Below are 23,996 nucleotides of genomic sequence, written 5' to 3'. Positions count from 1 at the left end.
TTCGGTCGTTGAAGAAAACGGGGTCAGGCCCGCAGCGCGTCCAAAGCCTGCGCCAGATCGGCGCGCAGATCCTGCACAGCTTCCAGGCCCACGGCAAAGCGTACCAGACCGCCCACGCCAGGCCAGGGTTGGCCCCGCAGGGAGCGCGGGTCGTAGGGCGCGCACAGGCTGATCGGTCCGGCCCAGCTCCAGCCCAGGCGGAACACGCGCAGGCGGTCACAGAACGCGTCGATGCGTTCGCGGGGAATGGCGGCGTCGAACACCGCCGTGAACAGGCAAGCCGCGCCACGGGCATCGCGCCGCCAGGCATCGTGGCCCGGTGAACCGGGCAAGGCCGGGTGCAGCACACGCAGCACGTCCGGCTGCGCCTGCATCCAGGCCGCGAGTTCCCGGGTGCTGGCGTCCTGGGCGTGGTAGCGCAGGCTCATGCTGGAAAGGCCGCGCAGCACCAGCTCCGCGTCGTTGGAGCCCACGCCCAGCCCCAGGCGCATGCGGGTGAGCAGGATTTTCCGGTGCAGCGCGAGATCGCGGGTGACCACCGAGCCCATGAGCACGTCGGCACCGCCGCTGGGGTACTTGGTCAAGGCATGGACCGAAATGTCCGCACCCAGGTCGAAGGCATTGAAGGCAATGCCTGCACCCCAGGTGTTGTCCATGGCGGTGACGATGGCGTGCTCACCGCGACGTTGAGCATTGGCCTCGCGCACGCGCGCCACGAGGGCTGGAACGTCCGGGAATTCGAGCGTGACGGACCCGGCCGCCTCCAGCCAGACCAGCCGCGTGGCCGGGCCGATCTTGGCCGCCAGGTCCTGCGGATCCATGGGGTCGTAGAAACGGGGTGTGATGCCCCAGGCCACCAGCTCGACCTCCGCGAAGGTCTTGCTCGGGCCATAGACGTTGTCGGGCAGCAGGACCTCGTCGCCGCTGCGCAGCAAGGCCATGTCGACCAGCGAGATCACCGCCAGGCCACTGGGCGCCAGCAGGCAGTGCTCACCACCCTCCAGGGTGGCAATACGCTGTTCGAGCGTGAAGGTCGTCGGCGTGCCGTGCAGGCCGTAGGTGTAGCCGCTCTTGTCTTTCCAGTCGTACGTGCGCAGCGCGTGAACGTCAGGAAAGATGACGGTGGACGCCTTGTACACGCCCGGCGCCACCGCCTCGAAACCACCCGGAGGGCGGTAGGCATGGTGGATCAGCCGGGTGGACAGGTCGTCGTCGGTCATGCGGCTTCAGAGCTTCCACTTCTCCAGCAATTGCGCGGGACGCATGCTGTCATAGCCCTCGAAGGGCTGGTGGATCCAGGGATTGGTCGGCAGGAACTCCACCGAATAGTCCGGCGTGAAGGTGGAAAGCTGCTTGGTCCAGATCACCGCGCTGCGCAGCTCGGTGATGGGGGGGTAGTTGTTCTTCAACAGGTCGATCACGGCCTTGAGCGTGTGGCCGGAGTCGGCCAGATCGTCCACCAGCAGGACGCGACCGGCGATCTCGCCCTTGGGGGTGGTGATGTAGCGCGCGATGTCCAGGTTGCCCTGCTCGGTACCCGCATTGGCGCGGTAGGAACTGGTGGACATGATGGCCAGCGGCTTGTCGAAGATGCGGGAGAGGATGTCACCAGGCCGCATGCCGCCGCGCGCCAGGCAGAGGATGGTGTCGAACTCCCACTTCGACTGGTAGACCTTGAGCGCGAGCTTCTCGATCAGGTTGTGGTACTCGTCGTACGAGACGTAGAGATGTTTGCCGTCTTCGGTCAGCATGCAGACTCCGGGTGGGGGGCGTGAAGCGGATTTTGCACGAAGCAGGCGTGGTCCGAATCCGGTTCAACCATGGTACGGGTTGACCAGGAGGATGGTGTGATCGCGGTCCGGGCTGGTGGAGATCACGTGGATCGGCACGCCCGTTGTTTCCTCGATGCGCTTGAGGTAGCGCTGCGCGTTGGGCGGCAGGTTTTCATGGCGCGTCACACCGACGGAGGACTCGCTCCAGCCGGGCAGGGTCTCGTAGATGGGCTTGCAGCGGGCGATGTCTTCCGCGCTCATGGGCAGGATGTCGATGACCTGGCCGTCGAGTTCGTAGCCGGTACAGAGTTGCAACTCCTTCAGGCCGTCGAGCACGTCGAGCTTGGTGATGCACAACCCGGAGAGGCCATTGACCTGCGCCGAGCGCTTGAGCAGCGCGGCGTCGAACCAGCCGCAGCGGCGGCTGCGGCCGGTGGTTACGCCCTTCTCCGCGCCCACGGTCGCCATGTGCCAGCCGGGCGTACCTTCCTTTTCCCACTCCAGCTCGGTCGGGAACGGCCCGCCGCCCACGCGCGTGCAGTAGGCCTTGGTGATACCCAGCACGTAGTGCAGCAGCCCCGGGCCCACGCCAGAGCCAGCCGCGGCATTGCCTGCCACGCAGTTGCTGGAGGTCACGAAGGGGTAGGTGCCGTGGTCGATGTCGAGCAGCGTGCCTTGAGCGCCCTCGAACAGCAGGTTGGCCCCGGCCTGGTGCGCTTCGTTGAGTTCGCGCGAGACGTCGGCGATCATGGGCTTGAGCAGCTCGGCCTGCTCCATCGCCTCCTGGTAGACGGGCTCGAACTGGATCGCGCCGTCCTTCATGTAGGCCGCGATCTTCTCGTCCCAGGCCATCTCGGCCGAGTGCAGGTAGCTGGTGAGCAGGTGGTTGTGCAATTCGAGCAGTTCGCGCAGCTTGGCGGCAAACCGGTCGGGGTGCTTGAGGTCCTGCACGCGCAATGCGCGGCGCGCGATCTTGTCCTCGTAGGCGGGGCCGATGCCGCGCCCGGTGGTGCCGATCTTCTCGGCACCGGCCTTGACCTTGGCGGCCTCGCGCGCGATGTCGATGGCGGCATGGAACGGCAGGATGAGAGGACAGCCCTCGCTCACACGCAGGCGCGAACGCACCTCCACGCCCGCCTTTTCCAGCCCGGCGATTTCCTCGAAAAGCTTGCCCACGGAGAGCACCACGCCGTTGCCGATGTAGCACTTGACGCCAGCGCGCATGATGCCGCTGGGAATGAGGTGCAGCGCGGTCTTGACGCCGTTGATGACCAGGGTGTGGCCAGCGTTGTGGCCGCCCTGGAAGCGCACCACGCCGGTGGCGGATTCGGTCAGCCAGTCCACCAGCTTGCCCTTGCCTTCGTCACCCCACTGGGTGCCCACCACCACCACGTTGCGCCCGGGGGTCACGGCGCTGCTGCTGTTCGTCATTTGCTGGTTTCCGTTTGAATGATCTGCACCGTCCACTGCCCAGGGCCGCGCGGGTCGGCGACCAGTTCGCGGTCGCAGTGGAATTCATCGACTTCGTGTTCGTGCCCAGGCAGCGCACACACCACGGTGTGGCCCTGGATGCGCAACTGCGCGATGGCCTGGCGCAGGCCAGCATCCATGCCCCAGGGCGCACGAATGGCGGCCTTGAGCGGGCGCGGCGCGACCACCGCCACCAGCTCCTTCAGGTCCAGGCTGAAGCCCACGGCCGGCCGGTTGCGGCCAAACACCGCGCCCACCTCGTCGTAGCGGCCACCGCGCGCCAATTCGAGCGTGCGCCCTGCTCCACCGGCAGCCGGCTCACGGGCAAACAGAGCAAAGCGCATGCCGGTGTAGTACGCATAGCCGCGCAGGTCGGCCAGGTCTATGGACACGGTCAGGCCGCTGGCATGCGACGCCAGCCAGCGCAGCCCCTGCAGCGCGGCATGCAGCGCGTCGGAGGGCTGCAGCAGGCGTTGCGCCTCATCCAGCACATCCACACCGCCGAACAGGCGGGGCAGCGCACACAAGTCGTGCCGCACCCGTTCAGGCAAGCCGCGCGCGAGCATCTCCAGGCCGGCCACGTCCTTGGCGTTGAGCGCGGCGTGGACGCGCGCTTCATCGGCGGCCGACAGCGTCACCGGGGCAAGCACGGCATCGATCACGCGCACATCGGCCACGTCCAGTTGCAGGTCGCGCAAACCGGCACTGTGCAGGCAGGCCTGCGCCAGCTCGATCACTTCCAGATCGGCCTCCTGTCCGGCGTGCCCATAGATCTCGGCGCCAAACTGCAGCGGCTCACGGCTGGCGAACGGCCGGTCGGCTCGGGTATGCACCACCGGGCCGCAGTAACACAGGCGCGCCACGCCCTGGCGGTTGAGCAGGTGGGCATCGATGCGGGCAACCTGGGGCGTGCTGTCCGCACGCAGGCCCAGGGTGCGGCCGGAGAGCTGGTCGACCAGCTTGAAGGTCTGCAAGTCCAGGGCTTCACCGGTGCCCGTGAGCAAGGACTCCAGGTGCTCCAGCAGCGGCGGCATCACGAGCTCATAGCCGTAGCCGCGCGCGGTGTCGAGCAAACTCCTGCGAAGTTCTTCGATGTGGCGCGCCTCGGAGGGCAGCACATCGGCGATGTGATCCGGAAGGACCCAGGCTGACATGGGATTTTTCAGGAGCTGTTAAAAACGCGATTTTACCGGCCCCAGTACAGGGGCCCGTTTCAGACCAGCAGCCACCAGAGCAGCACGCCGCCGATCACGCTCATCAGACCGAAGAAGCGCAACTGGCCGTCTCGCAGACTCAGCATCTCGGTGAACATGCGCCGCCACAGGCGCGGCGCCAGCAAGGGCAACAGGCCTTCCACGACCAAGACCAGGGCCAGCGCCGGCCAGAGCGTTTCAAGCATGGGAGGAAGCTCCAGCGCCGGGCCGGCCGTCGCCGTCCGGGCGCGTCAGCGGTTGCCGGACGAGACGTTGCTGCTGCGCAGCGCTTTGAAGAAGTCGGACGAGGGATCGACCACCAGCACGTCACCCTTGCCCGCGAAGCTGGCCTTGTAGGCCTCCAGGCTGCGGTAGAACTGGGCAAAGGCGGGATCGCGCCCGAACGCATCGGCAAAGGAAGCTGCCGCCTTGGCATCGCCCTCACCCTTGATGCGCTGCGCCTCGCGGTAGGCCTCGGAGACAATCACCTCGCGCTGGCGCTCGGCGTCGGCGCGGATGGCCTCACCTTCGGCAAAGCCGGTGGAGCGCAACTCATTGGCCACGCGCTTGCGCTCGGCCTCCATGCGCTGGTAAACCGACGACACGATGGACTCGGCGTAGTCGACGCGGTTGATCCGCACATCCACCACCTCCATGCCCCAGGGCTGGTTGGCATTCTGGATGGCACCGGTGACCTCGCGCTGCACGTCGCGCATCAGCTCGTCGCGCCGCGCGGACAGCAATTCACGCAGCGTGCGCTTGTTGACTTCCTGCTGGAACGCGTTGCGCACCACGCGGTTGAGCTGCAGCGCGCCCGCACGCTCGTTGGTGCCGACGTTGCGGATGTAGGCCTGCGGGTCGCTGATGCGCCAGCGCACGTACCAGTCGATCACGACACGCTGCTTTTCCGCCGTCAGAGTGGGGTCGGTGTCCTGGCTTTCCAGTGTGAGCAGGCGCTTGTCGATGTACGACACGTTCTGGAAAGGCGGCGGCAACTTGAAGTTGAGACCCGGCTCGGTGACGACCTGCTTGATCTGGCCAAGTTGGTAGACCACGCCGAACTGGCGCTGGTCGACGACGAAGAGCATGGAACTGGCCACGGCCAGTGCCACGATCAAGGAGGTGATGATGAAACCCAGTTTGTTCATGTGCAAATTCCTCGGATCAGTGCCACCGGGTCATCGGACGTCGCGTTCACGCGAACGCGCGCCGCTGTCGGTGCTGCGGCTGGGAACCGTGGGCACGGTGCTGGTGCTGGGCGTCGGTGCGCTGGGCGCGGTGGTCGACGCGGACGGGCCGGCCTGGGCACTCATCTGCATCAGCTTGTCCAGCGGCAGGTACAGCAGGTTGGACCCCGACTTGGAGTCCACCAGCACCTTGGTCACATTGCTGTAGATCTCCTGCATGGCGTCCACGTACATGCGCTCGCGCGTGACCTGGGGCGCCTTCTGGTACTCGGTCAGCACAGAGCGGAAGCGCTGCGCATCACCCTCGGCCTGCGCCGAGATGCGGGCCCGGTAACCTTCGGCCTCCTCGACCAGACGCGACGCCGTGCCTCGCGCGCGCGGCACCACGTCGTTGCGGTAGGCCTCGGCCTCGTTCTTGGCCCGCTCGCGCTCCTGGCCTGCGCGCAGCACGTCGTCGAAGGCCACCTGCACCTGTTCAGGGGGACGCACGCCACCCTGCTGGAGGTTGACCGCCACCACCTCGATGCCGACCTTGTAGCGGTCCAGGATCGTCTGCATCAGCGCACGCACGCGCGGCGCGATCTGGTCGCGCTCCTCGGCCAGCACCGCATCCATCTTCATCTTGCCGGCCACCTCACGCACGGCGGTCTCGGCGGCCTTGAGCACCGCGAGATCCGGGTCGCGGCTCTCGAACAGGAAGGCGCGCGCATCGCTCAGGCGGTACTGGACCACGAACTTGATGTCGACGATGTTCTCATCCTCGGTCAGCATCGACGACTCGCGCAACCCGGTGGCGGGCACGATGTTGTCACGGCCCACGTCGACCGAACGGAGTTGGGTCACGAACACCGTCTCGTGCCGCTGCACGGGGTACGGCAGGCGCCAGTTGAAGCCCGCACCCACGGTGCTGTGGTACTTGCCGAACTGCGTGATCACGGCCTGCTGGCCTTCCTGCACGATGAAGAACCCGGTGCCCAGCCAGATCAGCAAGGCCACGCCACCAATCAGACCGACACCGATACCTGTTGTCTTGGGCGTGGGATTGAAGCCGCCGCCACCGCCGGAGCCATTGCCGCCACCCAGCCCGCCGCCACGGTTGCCGCCTCCCTTGTTGCCCATGAGGCCGCCGAGCTTGCGGTTGAGGTCGCGCCAGAGTTCGTCCAGGTCCGGGGGACCCTGGTTCGGGCCTTGCCCACGAGAAGGGCGCTGGCCGTTGCGGGCGTCGTCGTCTCGTCCGGGTTCCTGCGTATCGCGCGGCCCATCGTCGCGGGGGGTCTCGTCACCGCGCCCCCAGCGCGGGTCGTTGAGATTGAACGCGCCCAGCCAGCCGCGCCAGCCTTTGCGGCGGTTGCGCTGAGGCACCGCCTGGGCGCCAGATGAGGGAGGGTGCAGATTCACATCCATGGGTAGGCAACTCTTTTTCGATACAAAACACGCACATTGTGCCCAATCAGGGCACGGCACTCCTGATTTCGGTCAAGCCGGCCGCCGCCGGTTCCCCAGCCGCGTGGCTCGCCGCCGGCACATGGCTGGCCAGCAGCGCGCGCAGAGCAGGAATACCCTCACCGGTCCTGGCACTGACGTGGATTCGAGGTACCGGATGCCCGTCCAGTTCCATGGTGTCGGACACGACCCGCGGCGCGTTGGCCGGATCCACCGCATCGAGCTTGTTGAACACCAGAATCTGCGGCACCTGCCCCGCACCGATATCCCCAAGCACCGCCTGCACCGAGGCGATCTGTTCTGGATGGTCGGGATTGGACGCATCGACCACGTGCAGCAGGAGGTCGGCGTCAGCGGCTTCCTGCAGGGTGGCAGCGAAGGCCTCCACCAGCCCGTGCGGCAGGTCGCGGATGAAGCCCACGGTGTCGGACAGCGACACGGAGCGCCCGGCCTCCCCCAGATACAGCTGGCGCGTGGTGGTGTCCAGCGTGGCAAAGAGCTGGTCGGCCGCATAGGCACGCGCTTTCACCAGGCTGTTGAAGAGGGAAGACTTGCCGGCGTTGGTGTACCCCACCAGCGAAATCGAGAACGTGTCGCGGCGCTCGCGCTGCCGGCGCTGGGTCGCACGCTGCTTCTTGACCTTCTCCAGGCGCTCCTTCGTGCGCTTGATGGCCTCGGCGATCATGCGGCGATCCAGTTCGATCTGCGTCTCACCCGGGCCACCGCGCATGCCGATGCCGCCACTCTGGCGCTCCAGGTGCGACCAGCGCCGCACCAGCCGTGTGGAGAGGTACTGCAAACGCGCGAGCTCGACCTGAAGCTTGCCCTCATGGCTGCGCGCCCGCTGAGCGAAGATCTCCAGAATCAGCAGGGTGCGGTCGTTCACCGGCAGGCCCAGGTGGCGTTCGAGGTTGCGCTGCTGCGCAGGGCTGAGGGCCTGGTCGAACAGCACCTCCGTGGCACCGGTGGACTGCGCGAGCATCTTGATCTCGTCGGCTTTGCCGGAGCCGACGAACAGCGCGGGATCCGGCGCACGGCGCTTGCAGGTCATGCGTTCGGCCACGCGGTAACCCGCCGTTTGCGCCAGCAGACCCAACTCTTCGAGCCCAGAGTCGAAATGGGGTACGCCGAAGTCCACCCCGACCAGAATGACCGATGGGGTGGCGTTGGACGATGGGGTGGGTGGATTCAAATCGGTGCGTTGGCAGTGCCCGGGACACTGCGGGCCCGGCAGACGGGCTGCCCGGGCCGGGGGTGGTTCAGGCCCTGGTCAGGAACCTGCATCGTCCTGGTTCACGGCAGAGAACTGCACGGGACGGCCAGGGACGATGGTGGAAATGGCGTGCTTGTAGACCATCTGCGTAACCGTGTTGCGCAGCAGCACGACGTACTGGTCGAAGGACTCGATCTGACCCTGCAACTTGATGCCGTTGACCAGATAGATCGACACGGGCACATGTTCCCGGCGGAGCTGGTTCAGGAAAGGGTCTTGCAAGAGCTGGCCTTTGTTATTGCTCACGATATGCTCCGTGTTCAACGAAAGTTAATGAGGAATGGACCATACCACAGCACAGGCACCGCACAACCTGTAACCTGAAATTCCTATTCCTTGAAGGGATTGGCGGAGGTCCGGAACTCGATGCGCAGCGGAGTTCCCACCAGATCAAAGGCCTTGCGGAAGCGCCCCTCCAGGAAACGGCGGTAGGCATCGGGCACATGCTCCAGGGAGTTGCCGTGGATGACGATCACCGGTGGGTTCATGCCGCCCTGGTGGGCATAGCGCATCTTGGGACGGAACATGCCGCCACGCGAAGGAGCCTGGAAGGCGGTGGCTTCCTGAAGCAGTCGCGTGAGCACCGGCGTGGGCATCTTGCGCATGGCCGCCGCATGGGCCTGGGCTATGGACTTCCATACGGGCCCCAGGCCCTGCCGCTTCTTGGCCGAGATGAGGTGCAAGGGCGCGAACTTGAGAAAGGCTAGGCGGTTCTCAATTTGCCGCTCGATCTGCTCGCGCTGGTAGGCATCGACCGCGTCCCACTTGTTGATGGCCAGCACCACGGCCCGGCCGCTCTCCAGGATGTACCCGGCGATGTGGGCATCCTGATCGGTCACGCCCTGGGTGGCATCGAGCAACAGCAACACCACGTGGGCGCTCTCGATCGCCTGCAGGGTCTTGACCACCGAGAACTTCTCGATGGCCTCGAACACTTTCCCCTTGCGCCGCAGGCCGGCGGTGTCGATGAGTTCGAACTTCTGGCCCGCGCGCTCGAACGGGACGGAAATGGCATCGCGGGTGGTGCCCGGCAGATCAAAGGCCACCAGCCGCTCTTCCCCCAGCCAGACGTTGATCAGGGTCGATTTGCCGACGTTGGGGCGGCCAGCCACGGCGAGCCGAATCACCCCGGTTTCGGCATCGGGCTCATCCTCGTCTTCTGGAGGCAGCCCGGGGATGCGCTCCAGTGCGGTCTCCAGCATGGTGCGCACGCCCTGGCCGTGCGCACCAGAGACTGGCAGCACCTCCCCCAGACCGAGTTCGAAGAACTCCACCAGTTGCAGGCCCTGGGTCATGCCCTCGGCCTTGTTGGCCACCAGAACGGTGGGCTTGCCCAGCCGACGCAGGTACTGCGCGATGTCGTGGTCCTGGGCGCTCAGGCCGGCGCGGGCATCCACCACGAACACCACCACGTCGGCTTCGGCCACGGCCTGGCGTGTCTGCTTCGCCATCTCGCGGTAGATGCCCTCGGAGGCATCCGGTTCGAAGCCGCCGGTGTCGATGACGATGAACTCGCGCCGCCCCAGACGACCATTGCCGTAGTGGCGGTCTCGCGTGAGGCCGGCGAAGTCGGCCACGATGGCATCGCGCGAACCGGTCAGGCGGTTGAACAAGGTGGACTTGCCCACATTGGGCCGGCCCACGAGGGCAATGACAGGTTTCACTGTGGCCGCCAGGCGAAGACGCCACCGTTGCGGGTCTGCACGACCAGGGCGTCGGTCGCCAGAACCGGCGCCGCAAGAATGGCCGAGCCGTCGGTGCTCAGACGTGTCATCTCGCTGCCATCTTCGCGGGAAATCAGATGCACCAGCCCGGTCGCGTCACCGACGGCCACCACGCGGCCCAGCGCCAGCGGCGCACTCGGTTCACGGTGCAACAGCCGGTCGGTGTTCCAGGCCGGTTCACCGCTGGAGCGCTGCCAAGCCTGGAAACGCCCGTTGGATTCCACCCCGAACACCAGTCTGTCGTCGCCATGGACGCCCACCACGCCCTGGGCGGCGCGGGTCCAGCTCAGCGTGCCGCGGCTGGTGTCCACGCAGCCCACGGCGGCAACGTAGGCCCGCACGCAGACACTTGCACCGATCCGGCTGGCGGGACCGACAATGTCCACGAGGCGCTCGACCTCGTTGGTGCCGCGCGAGGTGGCAATGGGGGCTTCCCAGCGCACCACGCCGTTGAGCGGATTCATGCCGACCAGACGCCCTGAGAGACCCGCCACCAGCATGTCACCCACGGCCATCAACACCCCGCCCTGGCTCAGCACCAGGGGCTCGGTGGTCCGGGTCTGCGTCCACAGACGGGCACCGTTGGAGCCGTCGAAAGCGGTCACCGTCCGGTCTGCGGTGAGGACGAAAACCCGCTTGCCCGCCACCAGCGGCGCCGTAAAGGTGCGCGCCGGCAGCCGCACCCGCCACAACTCGCGGCCACCGGCCATGGCCACGAGTTCGTTGGCCTGGGTGACCACGGCCACGGTGTCCCCATCCGTACCCACGCCGGCGGCGATGCGGGTCTTGAGGTCCACGCGCCAGATGTCCTGGCCCGTGCCCGCATCAAGGACCGCCACCGTGCCCGCGGATCCGGCCGCGAACACGCGTCCGGCCACCGCGGCGGGCACCAGCTCCGCGTGGCTTGCACCAACCTGCGCAGTCCAGATCAGGCGCGTGCCCATGAGCGCGGCCACGGGCTGGAGTTCTGCCGGCTTGGGCTTGTCGGGCCCGGAGGAACAGGCCGTGGTAAGCAGCGTCGCGCAAACCAGGCCCAGCGCGACCAGCGCACGGTGCCCGGCAAGGAGAGAACGGAAGGACGTCGGGCGGATCGGCATGGCTGTCAAGGTTTGGCTGGCGCCAGGCTGGCGGTGTTGACGCCCAGCGCGGCAAGTTTCACTTCCACCAGGCGGCGGTATTCGGCGCGGTCGCTCAGCGTGCGCCAGGCCGTCTGGTACTGGGTGCGGGCCTCGTCGGCCTTGCCTTGGGCCAGGTACACGTCGCCGCGCCGATCGGCCACCAGCGGTTCGAACGACTTCGGCACCGGGGCCTCCAGCGTCTTGAGCGCCTGGTCAAAGGCCTGGGCCTCGATATCCAGGCCTGCCAGGCGCAGCCGCGCCACGGCTTGGTACGAGGGGTCGGAGGATTTCTCCACCGCCCAGCTCAGCGCGGCACGGGCTTTGTCGGCCTGGCCCGCCTCGAACAGCGACTTGCCAGCCAGCAACGCGGCTTGACTGGCATAGAGCGTGCTGCCAAAGCCGGACTGCATGTCCGCCAGCGCGCGCTCGATGCGTGGCTGGTCCTTGGCGATCACCGCGCGCTCGATTTCGTCGTACAGCGCTGCCGCCTTCACGGCCTGGTTGCGCTGCCACCAGTTCCAGCCGTTCCAGGCGGCAAAGCCGCCCAGCACCACGATCAGCACCCAACTGATCAGGTTGCCGTAACGGTTCCAGAAGTGTTTGATCTGATCGAGCTGTTCCTGCTCTTCAAGGTCGAGGTGTTTGGCCATGATGGGTGTTCAGCTCCGGTTCGTGCGCCAAGGCGCAACGGGGGATTGTAGGCGGGCATCCCGGCGAGACCGGGTGCGGGTATCAGCGCAGGCGCGAGCCCCAGTCGGCAACCGAGTCGATCCTGAGCAAGCTCTGCCCGCCATCGGACTCGCCACGTGGCCCACGCAGCGGCTTGAGAGCCACGGTCCCTTCGCGCATCTCCTGTTCGCCGAAGATGAGCGCGTAGCGAGCGCCGCTGGCGTCTGCCTTCTTGAACTGGGACTTCATGCTGCCCATGCCCTCGGGGCCGGCCGCGTGCATCTGCACGCTCACCCCTTGCAGGCGAAGCTGCCGGAGCACCGGCATGACCTCGGCCACGCGGGCTTCATCGGGAACCACCGCGTAGGCATCTGGAACCGGGACCTCAGGCAAGCGCCCCTGCTCCTTGAGCAGCTCCAGGATACGCTCCATACCCAGCGCCCAGCCCACGGCAGGTGCGGGCTTGCCGCCCATCTGCTCGAACAGGCCATCGTAGCGACCGCCCGCGCACACCGTGCCCTGCGAGCCGAGTTGCGTGGTGACGAATTCGAACACCGACAGGTTGTAGTAGTCCATGCCACGCACCAGCCGCGGATTGATGCGATAGGCGATCCCGTGGGCGTCGAGCAGACTCCGTAGGCGCTCGAAGTGCGCCAACGACTCGGCGCCCAGGTGGTCCATGAGACGCGGCGCGGCATTCACCAGATCCTGCATGGCAGGGTTCTTGGTATCCAGGATGCGCAGCGGGTTGCTGTGCAGCCGGCGGCGGGCATCCTCGTCCAGCAGGTCTGCGTGGCCCTCCAGGTAGGTGATGAGCGCCTGGCGGTGCGCCAGCCGCTCAGCGGGCTGACCCAGGCTGTTGATTTCGAGTTCGATGCCGGTGAGGCCCAGCTCGGCCCAGAGGTCGCAGGCCAGCACGATCAACTCGGCATCCACGTCCGGCCCGGCAAAGCCCAGGGCTTCTGCGCCGAACTGGTGGAACTGCCGGTAGCGGCCACGTTGAGGACGCTCATGGCGAAACATCGGTCCCATGTAATAGAGCCGCTTGCCACCGTCGTACAGCAGCGAGTGCTCGAGCGCGGCGCGCACCACGCCGGCGGTGTTCTCAGGACGCAGCGTCAGCTGCTCGCCGTTGAGGCGGTCCTCGAAGGAGTACATCTCCTTCTCCACGATGTCGGTCACCTCGCCGAGCCCGCGCACAAACAGCGCCGTGGGTTCCACGATGGGTGTTCGCAGGTTGCGGTAGCCGTAGCGGCGCATCAGGCCGCGCAGCGTGTCCTCAAGCCACTCCCAGTGCGCAGACACGGGAGGCGTGATGTCGTTCATGCCTTTGACGGCACTCAGTCGTTCTGTCATTTCTGGGATTCGGGGTTGAGCGTTGTGAGGTGAGCGAGGAAGTCGTGCGTTGAACGCTCAACGCCCGGTGCCAAACCTCTGCTCGATGTAGTTCTCGACGATGCCCTGGAAGTCGCGCGCGATGTCTGCGCCACGCAGCGTCATGGCTTTCTGGCCATCGATGAAGACAGGTGCGGCCGGCGCCTCGCCCGTGCCTGGCAGGCTGATGCCGATGTCGGCATGTTTGCTTTCGCCGGGACCGTTGACGATACAGCCCATCACCGCGACCTTCAGGCCCTCTACGCCGGGGTAGCGCGAGCGCCAGACCGGCATGGAGGCACGCAGGTAGTCGTCAATCTGCTTGGCCAACTCCTGGAAGGTGGTGCTGGTGGTGCGACCGCACCCGGGACAGGCCGTGACCGAGGGCACAAAAGCGCGCAGGCCCAGTGCCTGAAGGATCTCCAGCGCCACCACCACTTCCTGCGTACGCGCTTCTCCGGGCTGCGGTGTGAGCGATACGCGAATGGTGTCGCCAATGCCCTGCTGCAGCAGCACAGACAACGCGGCCGTGGAGGCGACCGCACCCTTGGTGCCCATACCGGCTTCCGTCAGCCCCAGGTGCAACGCGTAGTCACAGCGACTGGCCAGCGCCTGGTAGAGCGCGATCAGGTCCTGTACCGCGCTGACCTTGCACGACAGCACAATGTTCTCTCCACGCAGCCCCAGGCTCTCGGCGCGACGGGCAGACTCGACCGCCGAGGTGATCAGCGCCTCGTACATGACCTGGCGTGCATCCCATGGTGCGCCGCGCGCGGCGTTCTCGTCCATCAACCGCGCCAGCAGGTCCTGGTCCAGACTGCCCCAGTTCACACCGATGCGCACGGCTTTGTCGTGGCGTGCCGCGATGTCGACCATCTGTGCGAATTGGCGATCTCCCTTGTCGCCGCGGCCCACGTTGCCAGGGTTGATGCGGTACTTGGACAAGGTCTCGGCGCAGGCCGGGTGGTCGGTCAGCAGGCGGTGGCCGTTGTAGTGGAAGTCGCCGATGAGCGGCACATCGATCCCCATGCGATCGAGTTGCTCGCGGATATAGGGCACGGCCTTGGCAGCCTCGTCGTTGTTGACGGTGATGCGCACGAGTTCGGAACCCGCCAAAGCCAGCTCCTTGACCTGGATCGCGGTGGCCACCGCATCGGCGGTATCGGTGTTGGTCATGGACTGCACACGCACCGGTGCATCACCGCCCACCGTGACACGCCGGCTGCCCCAGGCCACCACCCCCTGTCGGGACCGGCGCTGCGGCACCACAGGCAGCGGGATGGGATGGGCGGCGGAACGTACAAGACTGTCCATGGTCACTCCGCTCACTTACCGCACCTCGAAACGCGCCACGTTGTTGCGCGCGATCGCATTCACGTCGAATGGGCGGCCGCGCACGGTCACGCGTGCGGCTTCGGCGCGCCCCAGCACCACCGTGTACGGCGGCGCGGTGGAGAAATCAACGGCTTCGCCCGGCTTGAGCAGGCGCTGCACCACCACACTGCCCGAACCGTTGGTGACCTCCACCCACGATTCACCGGTTGCCGCAGCGATGCTGAGCAAGCTGCCGCCGGCTGCCAGAGCGCCACCGACAGGCTCCGCCAGAGCCGATGCGGTGGCGGCCGCCTGCCCGGCAGGTGCTGGCGGCGTGGCTGCCGCGGACGCCTGGACAGGCTCGGACACCGCCTCAGGCGCGGTCGATACCGGGGCCGAAGCCGCGTCGGACGAAGGTTCCAGCGGCACCGCAAGCGGCGTCCGCTCTTCAGCCTCGCTCTCCTGTCCTCCTGATGGCTCCACTGGCGCGGTCACGGTATCGGTCACGGATGCCGCACCATCCTGGATGTGCGGCAGAAAGACGATCACCAGCGCCCCCAGCAACAGCGCGATGGCCGCCAGCAGGGCCGGACGGGACAGCCAGGTCATGGCGCCGGCCTGGGCGGGTTCGCTCGCCGCCTTGAATGGTGCGTTGATGGCGCGGGGCGAATCACCCAGCTCGGGCATCACGCTCTGCGGAATCTGCTCCAGCACCGGAGCTGGGTCGATCTTGAGGTGGCGGCAGGCACTGGAGGCCAGAGCACGCGCGAAGGTCAGATCGGGCAACTCGTCGTAACGCCCTGCCTCCAGCGCCTCCAGCTTGCGCACGGGCACCTTCAGCGCCGCAGCCAGCGCTGCGATGTGCAGACCCGCGGCCTCGCGCGCTGCGCGCAACAACACCGGTCGGCCGGCGGCTTCCACCATGGCTTGCCCCTCACTCATCAAATGCACCTCGCTGGTAGGCAGACCATTCCCTCGAGTCCGGGTAGCGGCGGCCGAGTTGTTGGGCCAGCTGCTGCATGGCCTCGGTGTTCCCCAACCGGCGTTCCACCCGGATGCCCAGCCACAGCGTTTCCGCATTCGCCAGTTCGGAATTGTTCACCCGGCGGATCACGAAACGCGCCTTGTCGTTCTCGCCTCTGCGGTGCTGCAGCGAAGCCAGGTTGTAGGCTGTGATGGGATTGCCGGCATCGAGTTCGTAGGCTCGCGCCAGACTGCCCTCCGCCTCGGCGAGCTGCCCCGCACGCACCTCGCACACGCCCTTGGCCATCAAGGTCTTGGCCTGCCCGCCATAGACGGGACTCAACAGAGCCTGCTGGAACATCTCGATGGCCTGCGCATAGCGCCCCTGCTGGCAGGCGAACAAGCCGTAATGGTGCAGTACGTCGGGATCGCGCGGGTTGAGTTGCTGCGCACGGCGAAAGCTCTCTTCGGCCAGGCCCATCTCGTTCATGCGCGAATACACCAGACCACGCAGCATGTAGGCGGAGGCATAGGTGGGATCGGCCGCCAGCGCGAGCTTGATCTCGTCCAGAGCCACCGTGGTCTGTCCCTGCTCAAAGTACCCTGCGGCCAGTTCGAGGCGGATGCGGGCGCGCTTGCGCGACTCAGGCTCGTCCGACTCCGTCACGGGTTCGACCGAGCGGTTCGGGTTGGCAGCGGGCAATCCGCTGGACGTCGTCTGAGCGCAACCGGCGACCAGCAGCAGCTTGGCCAGCGCGACCAGAAGAAGCGTGCGCCAGACCAGAGCCGGCCGGGCACCAAGGGCGTGTGAGCGAAGTGTCTGCGTCATGCCTGCCTTTCCTTGCGGACGATGCGAACGGGTTGGGTCGGAGCCTGATGCCGGCGCTGCGCCATGCGGCTGGCGGCGTTGGTGCGGTCCAGCACGTCTCCGGCCAGTTGCCCACAGGCGGCGTCGATGTCGTCGCCCCGTGTCTTGCGCACGGTGGTCACGATGCCGCCTTCGTTCAGGATCTGGCCAAACCGCTGCACCACGGCGCGCGGCGAACAGGTCAGGCCGGAATCGGGAAACGGATTGAACGGAATCAGGTTGATCTTGCAAGGCACCCCGCGCCCCGCATGGCCCTGAAGCAGGGTCAGCAGTTGACGGGCGTGCTCGGGCTGATCGTTCACGCCGTCGAGCATGCAGTACTCGAAGGTGATGAAGTCACGTGGCGCGGCCGGCAGGTAGCCGAGGCAGGCATCCAGCAGTTCGGCAATGGGGTACTTGCGGTTGAGCGGCACCAGATCGTCGCGCAGCGCATCGCTGGGTGCGTGCAGGGACACCGCCAAAGCCACCGGGCAATCGGCGGCCAGGCGTTCGATCATCGGCACCACACCCGAGGTGGAGACCGTCACGCGGCGCCGCGACAGGCCATAGCCGTGGTCATCAAGCATCACGCGCAAGGCGGGCACCAGGGCGCCGCAATTCTGCAAAGGTTCACCCATGCCCATCATGACCACATTGGTGATCACGCGTTCCCCGGTCTTGAGGTGGCGCCGCAGGAAATGCTCGGCATGCCAAAGCTGCGCGAGGATCTCGCCCGTACTCAGGTTGCGGGAAAAGCCCTGGTGACCGGTGGAGCAGAAGCGGCAACCCACCGCACAGCCCGCCTGCGAGGAAATGCACAGCGTGCCGCGATCGTCCTCGGGAATGAATACGGTCTCGACAGCATTGCCGTCGCCGACGTCGAACAGCCACTTGATGGTGCCGTCGGCCGAGTCCTGCCTCGACAGCACGGGCAGGTCCGTGATGGTGCAAACGGCGGGCAGTTTCTCGCGCAGGCTGCGCGCGAGATCCGTCATGGCGGCGAAATCGGCCGCGCCTTTCTGGTGGATCCAGCGGAACAACTGGACGGCGCGAAACCGCTTTTCGCCCAGTTGCTCGCAAAAGGCGGCCAAACCCTCGAGGTCGAAATCGAGCAGATTGGCCGTCATGACATGGCTGGCGCGCTGGCTCAGCGCGGGTACACGTTCAGACCGGCAAAGAAGAAGGCCACTTCGGCGGCTGCGGTTTCGGGAGCGTCGGAGCCATGAACGGCATTGGCGTCGATGCTGTCGGCGAAGTCGGCGCGGATGGTGCCGGGAGCGGCCTTCTTGGGATCGGTAGCGCCCATCAGGTCGCGGTTCTTGGCGATGGCGCCTTCACCTTCGAGCACCTGGATCATCACCGGCCCGGACACCATGAAGTCCACCAAGTCCTTGAAGAAGGGGCGTGCCTTGTGGACGGCATAGAAGGCTTCTGCTTCGCCGCGCGAGAGGTGCGCCATGCGGGCTGCCACGACCTTCAGGCCGGCGGCTTCGAAGCGGGCGTAAATCTGGCCGATCACGTTCTTGGCGACGGCGTCGGGCTTGATGATCGAGAGGGTGCGTTCGATGGCCATGGATATCCTGAAGTTGTTGGGTCAATCAAGCGAGGTGAGTGGCACCTCACAAAGCCTTTGATTCTACAACGGTCATAGGGTGCGGATAGCTCATGAAAGCCGTTCAGCGTCCGCCCTGGCGCCCGCCACCCGAACGCCGGCGCCCCCCGGAGGCGTTCCCCCGGCCCGGCCCCTGCTCCCGGCTGCGCTGCAGCGCATCCTGCCCGATGTAGCCAAACGAGGTTTTCATCGGGTCCGGCTGCTGGCCACCGCCCGACCCTTTGGGCCCTGTACCTTTGCCGCCCCGGCCTTGAAACTTGCCGCCACCCTTTCCTCGACGGTCTTGCGGCACGCCGCCAGCGGGCGCACCCGGGCCGCGCTCGGCCTGGGCTCGGCGCAAGGGCTGCTGGCTGGGATGGCGGCCACCGCCCCGGGCTCGCCGCGCCTGCGGCTCCCCGCTGGCCGGGGACACCCCGGCAGCCGCGGTCAACCGGCCGATGTCCCGCTCATCGAGCTCCACCCAGGCCCCCCGCCGCAGGCCCCGCGGCAGCATCATGGCGCCATACCGGATGCGGATAAGCCGGCTCACCGCATGCCCGACCGCCTCGAACATGCGGCGCACCTCGCGGTTGCGGCCTTCGGCAATGGTCACGCGGTACCAGCAGTTGGCGCCCTCGCCACCGCCGTCTTCTATGGCGGAGAACTGGGCCTGACCATCCTCGAGCTGCACGCCATCGAGAAGGCGCTGCTTTTCTTCGTTCGACAAGGCGCCGAGCACGCGAACGGCGTACTCTCGCTGCAGCCCGAAACGGGGGTGCATGAGCCGGTTGGCCAGTTCGCCCGAGCTGGTGAACAGCAAGAGGCCCTCGGTGTTCAGGTCGAGCCGCCCGACCGACTGCCACTTGCCCTGCATCAGGCGGGGCAGTCGCCGAAACACAGTGGGCCGGTTCTGCGGATCGTCGTGCGTGACGACCTCGCCCGCGGGCTTGTGGTAGGCCAGCACGCGCGGCGGCGGTGGCGTCATGCGCACGCGCACCGGTTTGCCGTTGACCTTGATGGTGTCTCCGAACTGGATGCGCTGCCCTATGTGGGCAGGCTCGCCATTGACGGAGATGCGGCCTTCCAGAATGAGCTGCTCCATCTCCAGGCGTGAACCCATGCCGGCTTGCGCCAGCACCTTGTGCAACTTCGGGGATTCGGGTTGTGCGCTGAGCACACGTTTGACCGGTTGCTCAGGCTCATCCTGGGCCTGCTCGGCGTCAAAAGCGCCGCTGACCACGTCGTCAAAACGCAAGGCCTGCGCCAGCTGGGCCGGTGGCGCTGCCGGTGGCGCCACAGAGGCCTGTTCCGCGTCGTCCCCGCCCGGCGTCGGTTCGGTGTCAGGCTGCGTTGGAGGGAGGTGGTTCGCCGGATTCATGGTCTTCCTGTGGAGCGTTGTCCTGCGCCTGGAGCTCGGCGGCGGGTTCGAGGGTGTCTGCGGCAGCATCCATGGGTTCGGGTGCATCGGCATCCGGCTGCAACTGGGCCGACAGTGCCTCGAAATCGAGGCGGTCCAGGGCAGACTCCTGCACGTCGCTGCCCTCCAGCGGAGGCAGCTGGTCGAGTGAGGACAGCCCCAGATCGTCCAGGAACTGCCGCGTGGTGGCAAACAATGCCGGCCGGCCTACGGTCTCGCGGTGACCGATGACTTCGATCCAGCCACGGTCCTCGAGTTGCTTGATGATCAGCGAATTGATGGTGACGCCGCGGATGTCTTCCATGTCGCCACGCGTGACGGGCTGGCGATACGCAATGATGGCCAAAGTCTCCATCGTGGCTCGGCTGTAGCGCGGCGGCTTTTCCGGGTGCAGACGGTCCAGGAAAGGCCTGAGCTCAGGGCGGCTCTGGAAACGCCAGCCAGAAGCCACCTGCACCAGTTCGACGCCGCGCCCGGTCCATTCCTGCTGCAGGTCGGCCAACAACCCCTTGAGGGTGTCTGCGGACACTTCGTCGTCGAACAGCGTGCCGAGTTCGCGCACCGACAGCGGCTGTGGCGCACAAATCAAGGCCGTCTCGAGGACGCGCTTGGCATCCGTGGTGTTCATGGTGTCAGTCTGTCTGGGGCCGGCTTGCCGCCGGACGTCAAAGCACGGGGCGGAGGGAAAGAAACCGGCTGCCGGTCTGGCAGTACAAGGAATTTGCGGGAGGCTGCGCCGATCCGGGCCGCAGGGCCCGCGAAGTCTGGCGGTCAGTCCTGGAAGCCGCTGGACACAAGCGCCTCATTGTAGCGGAGCCCACTGTCTGCCAAGGCCTGGAGCATGTCGTGCGGCGGTGTGCTGCGGAACTGCAACAGTCCCCCATGGACCGGATGGCGCAGTTGCAGACGCGCCGCATGAAGCGCCTGCCGCTGCATGCCCCACAGCGGACGTCCACCATAGAGCGCATCTCCCACCAGCGGATGCCCCAGCCATGCCATGTGGACGCGAATCTGGTGCGTGCGTCCGGTGTGCAGCTTGCACGCCACCAGACAGGCCTGCGCCTGGGTTTCGAGCAGCCGCACCGTGGTCTGCGCCGGCTTGCCCACGCCCCCATCGGGCCGGACCACCGACATTCGAAGGCGGTTGTGCACGTCGCGGCCGATGGCCTGGTCCACCTCCTGCTGCCTCGGCCCTTCCCAGCCACCCTGCGCCAGCGCCAGGTAGCGCCGATCCACCTCTCGCGCCGCGATCGCGCGCACCAGGGCATCCATGGCCTGCCGGCTTTTGGCCACCAGCATCAGGCCGGAGGTGTCCTTGTCCAGGCGGTGCACGATGCCCGCGCGCGGCAGGGCGGCGGCGCCCGCGTGGTAAGCCAGCAGCCCGTTGAGCAGGGTCCCCGTCCAGTTGCCGGCGGCGGGATGGACCACCAGCCCGGCCGACTTGTCGATCACCAGCAGGTGCTCATCCTCGAACACCGGGTTCAGCGGAATGGCCTGCGGCACGAAAGCCTGCGCCTGCGGCGTGGGACGCAACTCCACCTGCAGCGCATCGCCGGCCGAGACGCGCGCGGCCGGCTTGCGCACCAACACACCTCGCAACAGCACCGCGCCATCGACGAGGAGCTGCTGCAGATAGGAGCGAGAGAACTCGGGGATCAGAGACGCCAGTGCCCGGTCGACACGCTCACCGTGCAGCTCAGCGGGCACCATGCACATGCGGGTTTCCGCATCGGTCGTGAACTCGTCCAGCAGAGGCTGCACGGAACCTTCCGGCCCATCCCCCGTCGATATAATTTCCGCTGCCAAGCCCCAAATCCCGTTGTTGTAAAGGTGCATCGTCGATGCGTGGATTCAGATTATCGGTTGCCTCCCCCTGCGTGCTGGCGATCGCCGCGGTATTGAGCGCCTGCAGCACCAAACCTGTGGACGAAACCGCCGGTTGGAGCCCCAACCGCATCTACAGCGAGGCCAGCGACGAGCGTGCCGCCGGCAACTACGACAAAGCCGTCACGCTGCTGGAAAAGCTCGAGGGGCGCGCTGCCGGCACGCCTCTGGCGCAGCAGGCCCAGATCGACAAGGCCTACACCCACTACAAGGCTGGCGAACAGGCTCAGGCGCTGGCAACGCTGGATCGCTTCCAGAAGCTGCATCCCACCAGCCCGGCGATGGACTACGCGCTCTACCTCAAGGGACTGGTGAGCTTCAACGACAACCTCGGCCTCTTTGGTTCGCTGGCGCGCCAGGACCTTTCCGAGCGCGACCAGAAGGCCGCCAAGGAGTCGTTCGAATCGTTCCGCGAGCTCGTCACCCGTTTTCCGGACTCCCGCTACAGCCCCGACGCACGGCTGCGCATGACCTACATCGTGAACTCGCTGGCCCAGTACGAGGTGCATGTGGCCCGCTACTACCACAGCCGTGGCGCCTATGTGGCCGCCATCAACCGGGCGCAATCGGCACTGACCGACTACACCGACGCGCCGGCCCTGGAAGAAGCGCTTTTCATCATGATCCAGTCCTACGATGCCCTGGGCATGACGCAGTTGCGCGACGATGCGCGTCGGGTGATGCAGGCCAGCTACCCGCAAAGCGAGTATCTGAGCAAGGGCTTCAAGTCGGGCGGTTCGCCGTGGTGGAAAGTCTGGTAGCCGCCAGCGCGTCCAGCATCCCGGTCATTTCAGCTTCATCCAGAAGCCGCCGCATCGGCGGCAGCGCCGACAGCAGGCGCACCCCATAGGAGCGGCTCAGCAGCCGCCTGTCGCCGATCACCAGTACGCCCCGGTCCGTCTCCGAACGGATCAGGCGACCCGCCCCCTGCTTGAGCGCCATGGCCGCCTCGGGCAAAAAACCATCGTTGAACGCGTTCAACCCCCGGGCCTCCAACTGGCGCGACCGGGCCTCCATCAGCGGGTCGTCTGGTGGTGGAAAAGGCAGCTTGTCGATCACCAGCAATTGCAGTGTGTCGCCTGGCAGGTCCACGCCCTCCCAGAACGACGATGAAGCCACCAGAACGCAGGGCGACCCGCCCTCCCGAAAGCGCTCCAGCAGTGCGCGCCTGGAGCCGCGGCCCTGGGCCAGCACTTGCAGCGGGCCGCAACGGCCATCACCGACAAGTGACATCAGGTGGCTGGCGAAGCGGTCCGCCGCGCGCAAGGTGGTGGTCAGCACCAGCGTGCGTCCACCAAGGCGCGAAGCCCAGCGCGCCACCGCCTCGGCCAATGCGGGCGTGTGCGCCTCGTCGGCCGGGTCGGGCAGCGTGTCCGGTACGTGCAGCGCGGACTGGTTGGCATGGTCGAACGGGCTGGGCACTTGCAGCGTGCGCAGCGACGGCACCGCATCCAGGCCAAGGCCGCGAGTGAACCAGCTCAGCGCCTCATCCTGCCCCAGCGTTGCCGAGGAGAATACCCAACTGCGCGGGCGTTCGGCGCCGGGCGCCAGCAGGGTCCGGAAAAGCGCGGAACTGTCCGCAGGAGAGCGCAGCAGCCGCCAGCCGTGGCCAGCAGGCGACCACTCCACCCAGCGAACGCCCCCCGACTCGCCCCCCTCGGGTGCCACCAGGCCACGCCATGTCTCCATCAAGACCTGGGCGCGCGCGTCCAGGCGCTCCATGTCCGCGCTGGCCTGCGCGGTGGCGCGCAGGGCTTCCTGCACACCGGTCAGGGCACGCTCGAGTTCGCGCGTGGCCATCTGCCAGCGCGCCGCGTCCAGGCGCTCGGGCGTGGCCTCGGACCACCGGCTGCGCTGGCCGGGTGGCCTGGGCACCGTCGCCAACGCACGGCTGGCCTGCTCCAACGCCAGCGCAAGGTGGTTCCAGGGGCGCATGCCGCGCGCCCATTGCCCACCCTGCGTGGCCACGTCGCGGGCGAGCTCGCGCAGGGCGCCCGAACTCAATTGCTGCCCCAGGAAACCGATGCCAATGTCGTTGAGCTGATGGGCCTCGTCGAACACCACCACCTCGGCCGAAGGCAGCAATGCGGCCACGCCCGACTCGCGCACGAGCTGGTCGGCAAAAAAAAGATGGTGGTTGACCACCACCCAGTCCGCCGCCAGTGCCTCGCGCCTTGCCTGGTTGACATGGCATTCGCCATGGCGCGGGCATGCGGCACCCAGACAGTTGTCACGCGTCGAGGAGATCAGTGGCCGCAAAGGCGAGCGTTCGTCCAGGCCCGCGAGTTCGGCCAGGTCTCCGGTGCGCGTGGTACGCGCCCAGTGCGTCACCTGCAGGAGGCCTGCCGACACGGCCGGGTCGCGCAAGCCCCGCGACGGAGCCCCGGTCAGCGACCGCTCCAGGCGGTGGAGGCAGAGGTAGCTGCCGCGACCTTTGAGCAGCGCCACACGCACAGGCAGGTTCAGCGCCTGGACGACGGCGCGGACATCGCGCGCAAACAACTGGTCCTGCAAGGCCTGCGTCGCGGTGGACAACAAGGCTCTTCGCCCACTGAGCAGGATCGGTACCAGATAGGCGAAGGTCTTGCCCACCCCGGTTCCCGCTTCCACGACCAGATGCCCACCCGATTCGATGGCCTGCGCCACCGCACGTGCCATGGCCATCTGTCCCGGGCGTTCGCGCAGGCCGGCAAGCCCCCGGGACAGGGGGCCCTGTGCGGCAAAAACCGCCTCGACTTGGGACTCCAGCGTGCTCAG

General features: G+C 66.9%; 23 protein-coding genes. 1 reads left to right on the top strand and 22 read right to left on the bottom strand.

Annotated features, from left to right (window positions below; all coding sequences use genetic code 11):
* Positions 1-23: 23 nt before the first annotated feature.
* From KIT53_RS00360 to KIT53_RS00260, 21 genes are all read right to left on the bottom strand, one after another.
* A complete protein-coding gene (locus KIT53_RS00360) occupies positions 24-1,220 on the bottom strand; it encodes a PLP-dependent transferase (protein ID WP_297745852.1) in 1,197 nt (398 codons plus the stop codon).
* 6 nt (positions 1,221-1,226) lie between these two features.
* Positions 1,227-1,751: a phosphoribosyltransferase gene (locus KIT53_RS00355; protein ID WP_297745849.1), complete on the bottom strand. Its 525-nt coding sequence runs from the start codon at positions 1,749-1,751 to the stop codon at positions 1,227-1,229.
* 63 nt (positions 1,752-1,814) lie between these two features.
* Positions 1,815-3,203, bottom strand: coding sequence for an adenylosuccinate synthase (locus KIT53_RS00350; RefSeq protein ID WP_297745846.1), 1,389 nt, complete (start codon positions 3,201-3,203; stop codon positions 1,815-1,817).
* Entirely contained in the window at positions 3,200-4,396 is a 1,197-nt protein-coding gene (locus KIT53_RS00345) for an ATP phosphoribosyltransferase regulatory subunit (RefSeq protein ID WP_297745843.1), read from the bottom strand. Before KIT53_RS00345 ends, KIT53_RS00350 begins: the two co-directional genes overlap by 4 nt.
* 59 nt (positions 4,397-4,455) lie before the next feature.
* Positions 4,456-4,641, bottom strand: a complete 186-nt coding sequence (locus KIT53_RS00340) for a DUF2065 family protein (RefSeq protein WP_297745840.1) — start codon at positions 4,639-4,641, stop codon at positions 4,456-4,458.
* 45 nt (positions 4,642-4,686) lie between these two features.
* Positions 4,687-5,583 (bottom strand): protease modulator HflC, encoded by an 897-nt coding sequence (gene hflC, locus KIT53_RS00335; RefSeq protein ID WP_297745837.1) that lies wholly within the window; start codon positions 5,581-5,583, stop codon positions 4,687-4,689.
* A 30-nt stretch (positions 5,584-5,613) separates the two neighbouring features.
* Complete coding sequence (gene hflK, locus KIT53_RS00330; RefSeq protein ID WP_297745834.1) at positions 5,614-7,026, bottom strand: FtsH protease activity modulator HflK; 1,413 nt, start codon at positions 7,024-7,026, stop codon at positions 5,614-5,616.
* 46 nt (positions 7,027-7,072) lie between these two features.
* Complete coding sequence (hflX, locus tag KIT53_RS00325) at positions 7,073-8,257, bottom strand: GTPase HflX (protein ID WP_297745831.1); 1,185 nt, start codon at positions 8,255-8,257, stop codon at positions 7,073-7,075.
* A gap of 78 nt (positions 8,258-8,335) precedes the next feature.
* Positions 8,336-8,602, bottom strand: coding sequence for an RNA chaperone Hfq (gene hfq / locus KIT53_RS00320; protein WP_297745828.1), 267 nt, complete (start codon positions 8,600-8,602; stop codon positions 8,336-8,338).
* A 65-nt stretch (positions 8,603-8,667) separates the two neighbouring features.
* Positions 8,668-10,002, bottom strand: coding sequence for a ribosome biogenesis GTPase Der (gene der / locus KIT53_RS00315; RefSeq protein WP_297745825.1), 1,335 nt, complete (start codon positions 10,000-10,002; stop codon positions 8,668-8,670).
* Positions 9,999-11,159, bottom strand: a complete 1,161-nt coding sequence (bamB, locus tag KIT53_RS00310) for an outer membrane protein assembly factor BamB (protein WP_297745822.1) — start codon at positions 11,157-11,159, stop codon at positions 9,999-10,001. The genes der and bamB overlap by 4 nt, the downstream gene beginning before the upstream one ends.
* 5 nt (positions 11,160-11,164) lie before the next feature.
* Complete coding sequence (locus KIT53_RS00305) at positions 11,165-11,830, bottom strand: tetratricopeptide repeat protein (RefSeq protein ID WP_297745819.1); 666 nt, start codon at positions 11,828-11,830, stop codon at positions 11,165-11,167.
* An 82-nt stretch (positions 11,831-11,912) separates the two neighbouring features.
* A complete protein-coding gene (gene hisS / locus KIT53_RS00300) occupies positions 11,913-13,205 on the bottom strand; it encodes a histidine--tRNA ligase (protein WP_297745816.1) in 1,293 nt (430 codons plus the stop codon).
* Between the two features lie 57 nt (positions 13,206-13,262).
* Positions 13,263-14,537 (bottom strand): flavodoxin-dependent (E)-4-hydroxy-3-methylbut-2-enyl-diphosphate synthase, encoded by a 1,275-nt coding sequence (gene ispG, locus KIT53_RS00295; protein ID WP_297745813.1) that lies wholly within the window; start codon positions 14,535-14,537, stop codon positions 13,263-13,265.
* A gap of 15 nt (positions 14,538-14,552) precedes the next feature.
* Complete coding sequence (locus tag KIT53_RS00290) at positions 14,553-15,479, bottom strand: helix-turn-helix domain-containing protein (protein ID WP_297745810.1); 927 nt, start codon at positions 15,477-15,479, stop codon at positions 14,553-14,555.
* Complete coding sequence (pilW, locus tag KIT53_RS00285) at positions 15,472-16,329, bottom strand: type IV pilus biogenesis/stability protein PilW (protein ID WP_297745808.1); 858 nt, start codon at positions 16,327-16,329, stop codon at positions 15,472-15,474. The genes KIT53_RS00290 and pilW overlap by 8 nt, the downstream gene beginning before the upstream one ends.
* Positions 16,326-17,474, bottom strand: a complete 1,149-nt coding sequence (gene rlmN / locus KIT53_RS00280) for a 23S rRNA (adenine(2503)-C(2))-methyltransferase RlmN (protein WP_297745805.1) — start codon at positions 17,472-17,474, stop codon at positions 16,326-16,328. The genes pilW and rlmN overlap by 4 nt, the downstream gene beginning before the upstream one ends.
* A gap of 20 nt (positions 17,475-17,494) precedes the next feature.
* Positions 17,495-17,920, bottom strand: coding sequence for a nucleoside-diphosphate kinase (gene ndk, locus KIT53_RS00275; RefSeq protein WP_297745802.1), 426 nt, complete (start codon positions 17,918-17,920; stop codon positions 17,495-17,497).
* 103 nt (positions 17,921-18,023) lie between these two features.
* Positions 18,024-19,316 (bottom strand): 23S rRNA pseudouridine(2605) synthase RluB, encoded by a 1,293-nt coding sequence (gene rluB / locus KIT53_RS00270; RefSeq protein ID WP_297745799.1) that lies wholly within the window; start codon positions 19,314-19,316, stop codon positions 18,024-18,026.
* Positions 19,279-19,983 carry an SMC-Scp complex subunit ScpB gene (gene scpB, locus KIT53_RS00265; RefSeq protein ID WP_297745796.1) on the bottom strand — a complete coding sequence of 235 codons (705 nt, stop codon included), beginning with the start codon at positions 19,981-19,983 and terminating at the stop codon, positions 19,279-19,281. The genes rluB and scpB overlap by 38 nt, the downstream gene beginning before the upstream one ends.
* A 143-nt stretch (positions 19,984-20,126) precedes the next feature.
* Positions 20,127-21,071: an RluA family pseudouridine synthase gene (locus KIT53_RS00260; protein WP_297746902.1), complete on the bottom strand. Its 945-nt coding sequence runs from the start codon at positions 21,069-21,071 to the stop codon at positions 20,127-20,129.
* A 125-nt stretch (positions 21,072-21,196) separates the two neighbouring features.
* Between KIT53_RS00260 and KIT53_RS00255 the strand changes: the two genes are divergently transcribed.
* Positions 21,197-22,000 (top strand): outer membrane protein assembly factor BamD, encoded by an 804-nt coding sequence (locus tag KIT53_RS00255; protein WP_297745794.1) that lies wholly within the window; start codon positions 21,197-21,199, stop codon positions 21,998-22,000.
* On the opposite strand, the gene KIT53_RS00250 is transcribed toward KIT53_RS00255, so the two are convergent.
* A complete protein-coding gene (locus tag KIT53_RS00250) occupies positions 21,963-23,897 on the bottom strand; it encodes an ATP-dependent DNA helicase (RefSeq protein WP_297745792.1) in 1,935 nt (644 codons plus the stop codon). The genes KIT53_RS00255 and KIT53_RS00250 overlap by 38 nt on opposite strands.
* Positions 23,898-23,996 lie beyond the last annotated feature (99 nt).

It is taken from the genome of Hydrogenophaga sp. (genome assembly GCF_026125785.1).
GTDB lineage: Bacteria > Pseudomonadota > Gammaproteobacteria > Burkholderiales > Burkholderiaceae_C > Hydrogenophaga.
This window is presented reverse-complemented; position numbering and strand designations above follow the sequence as displayed.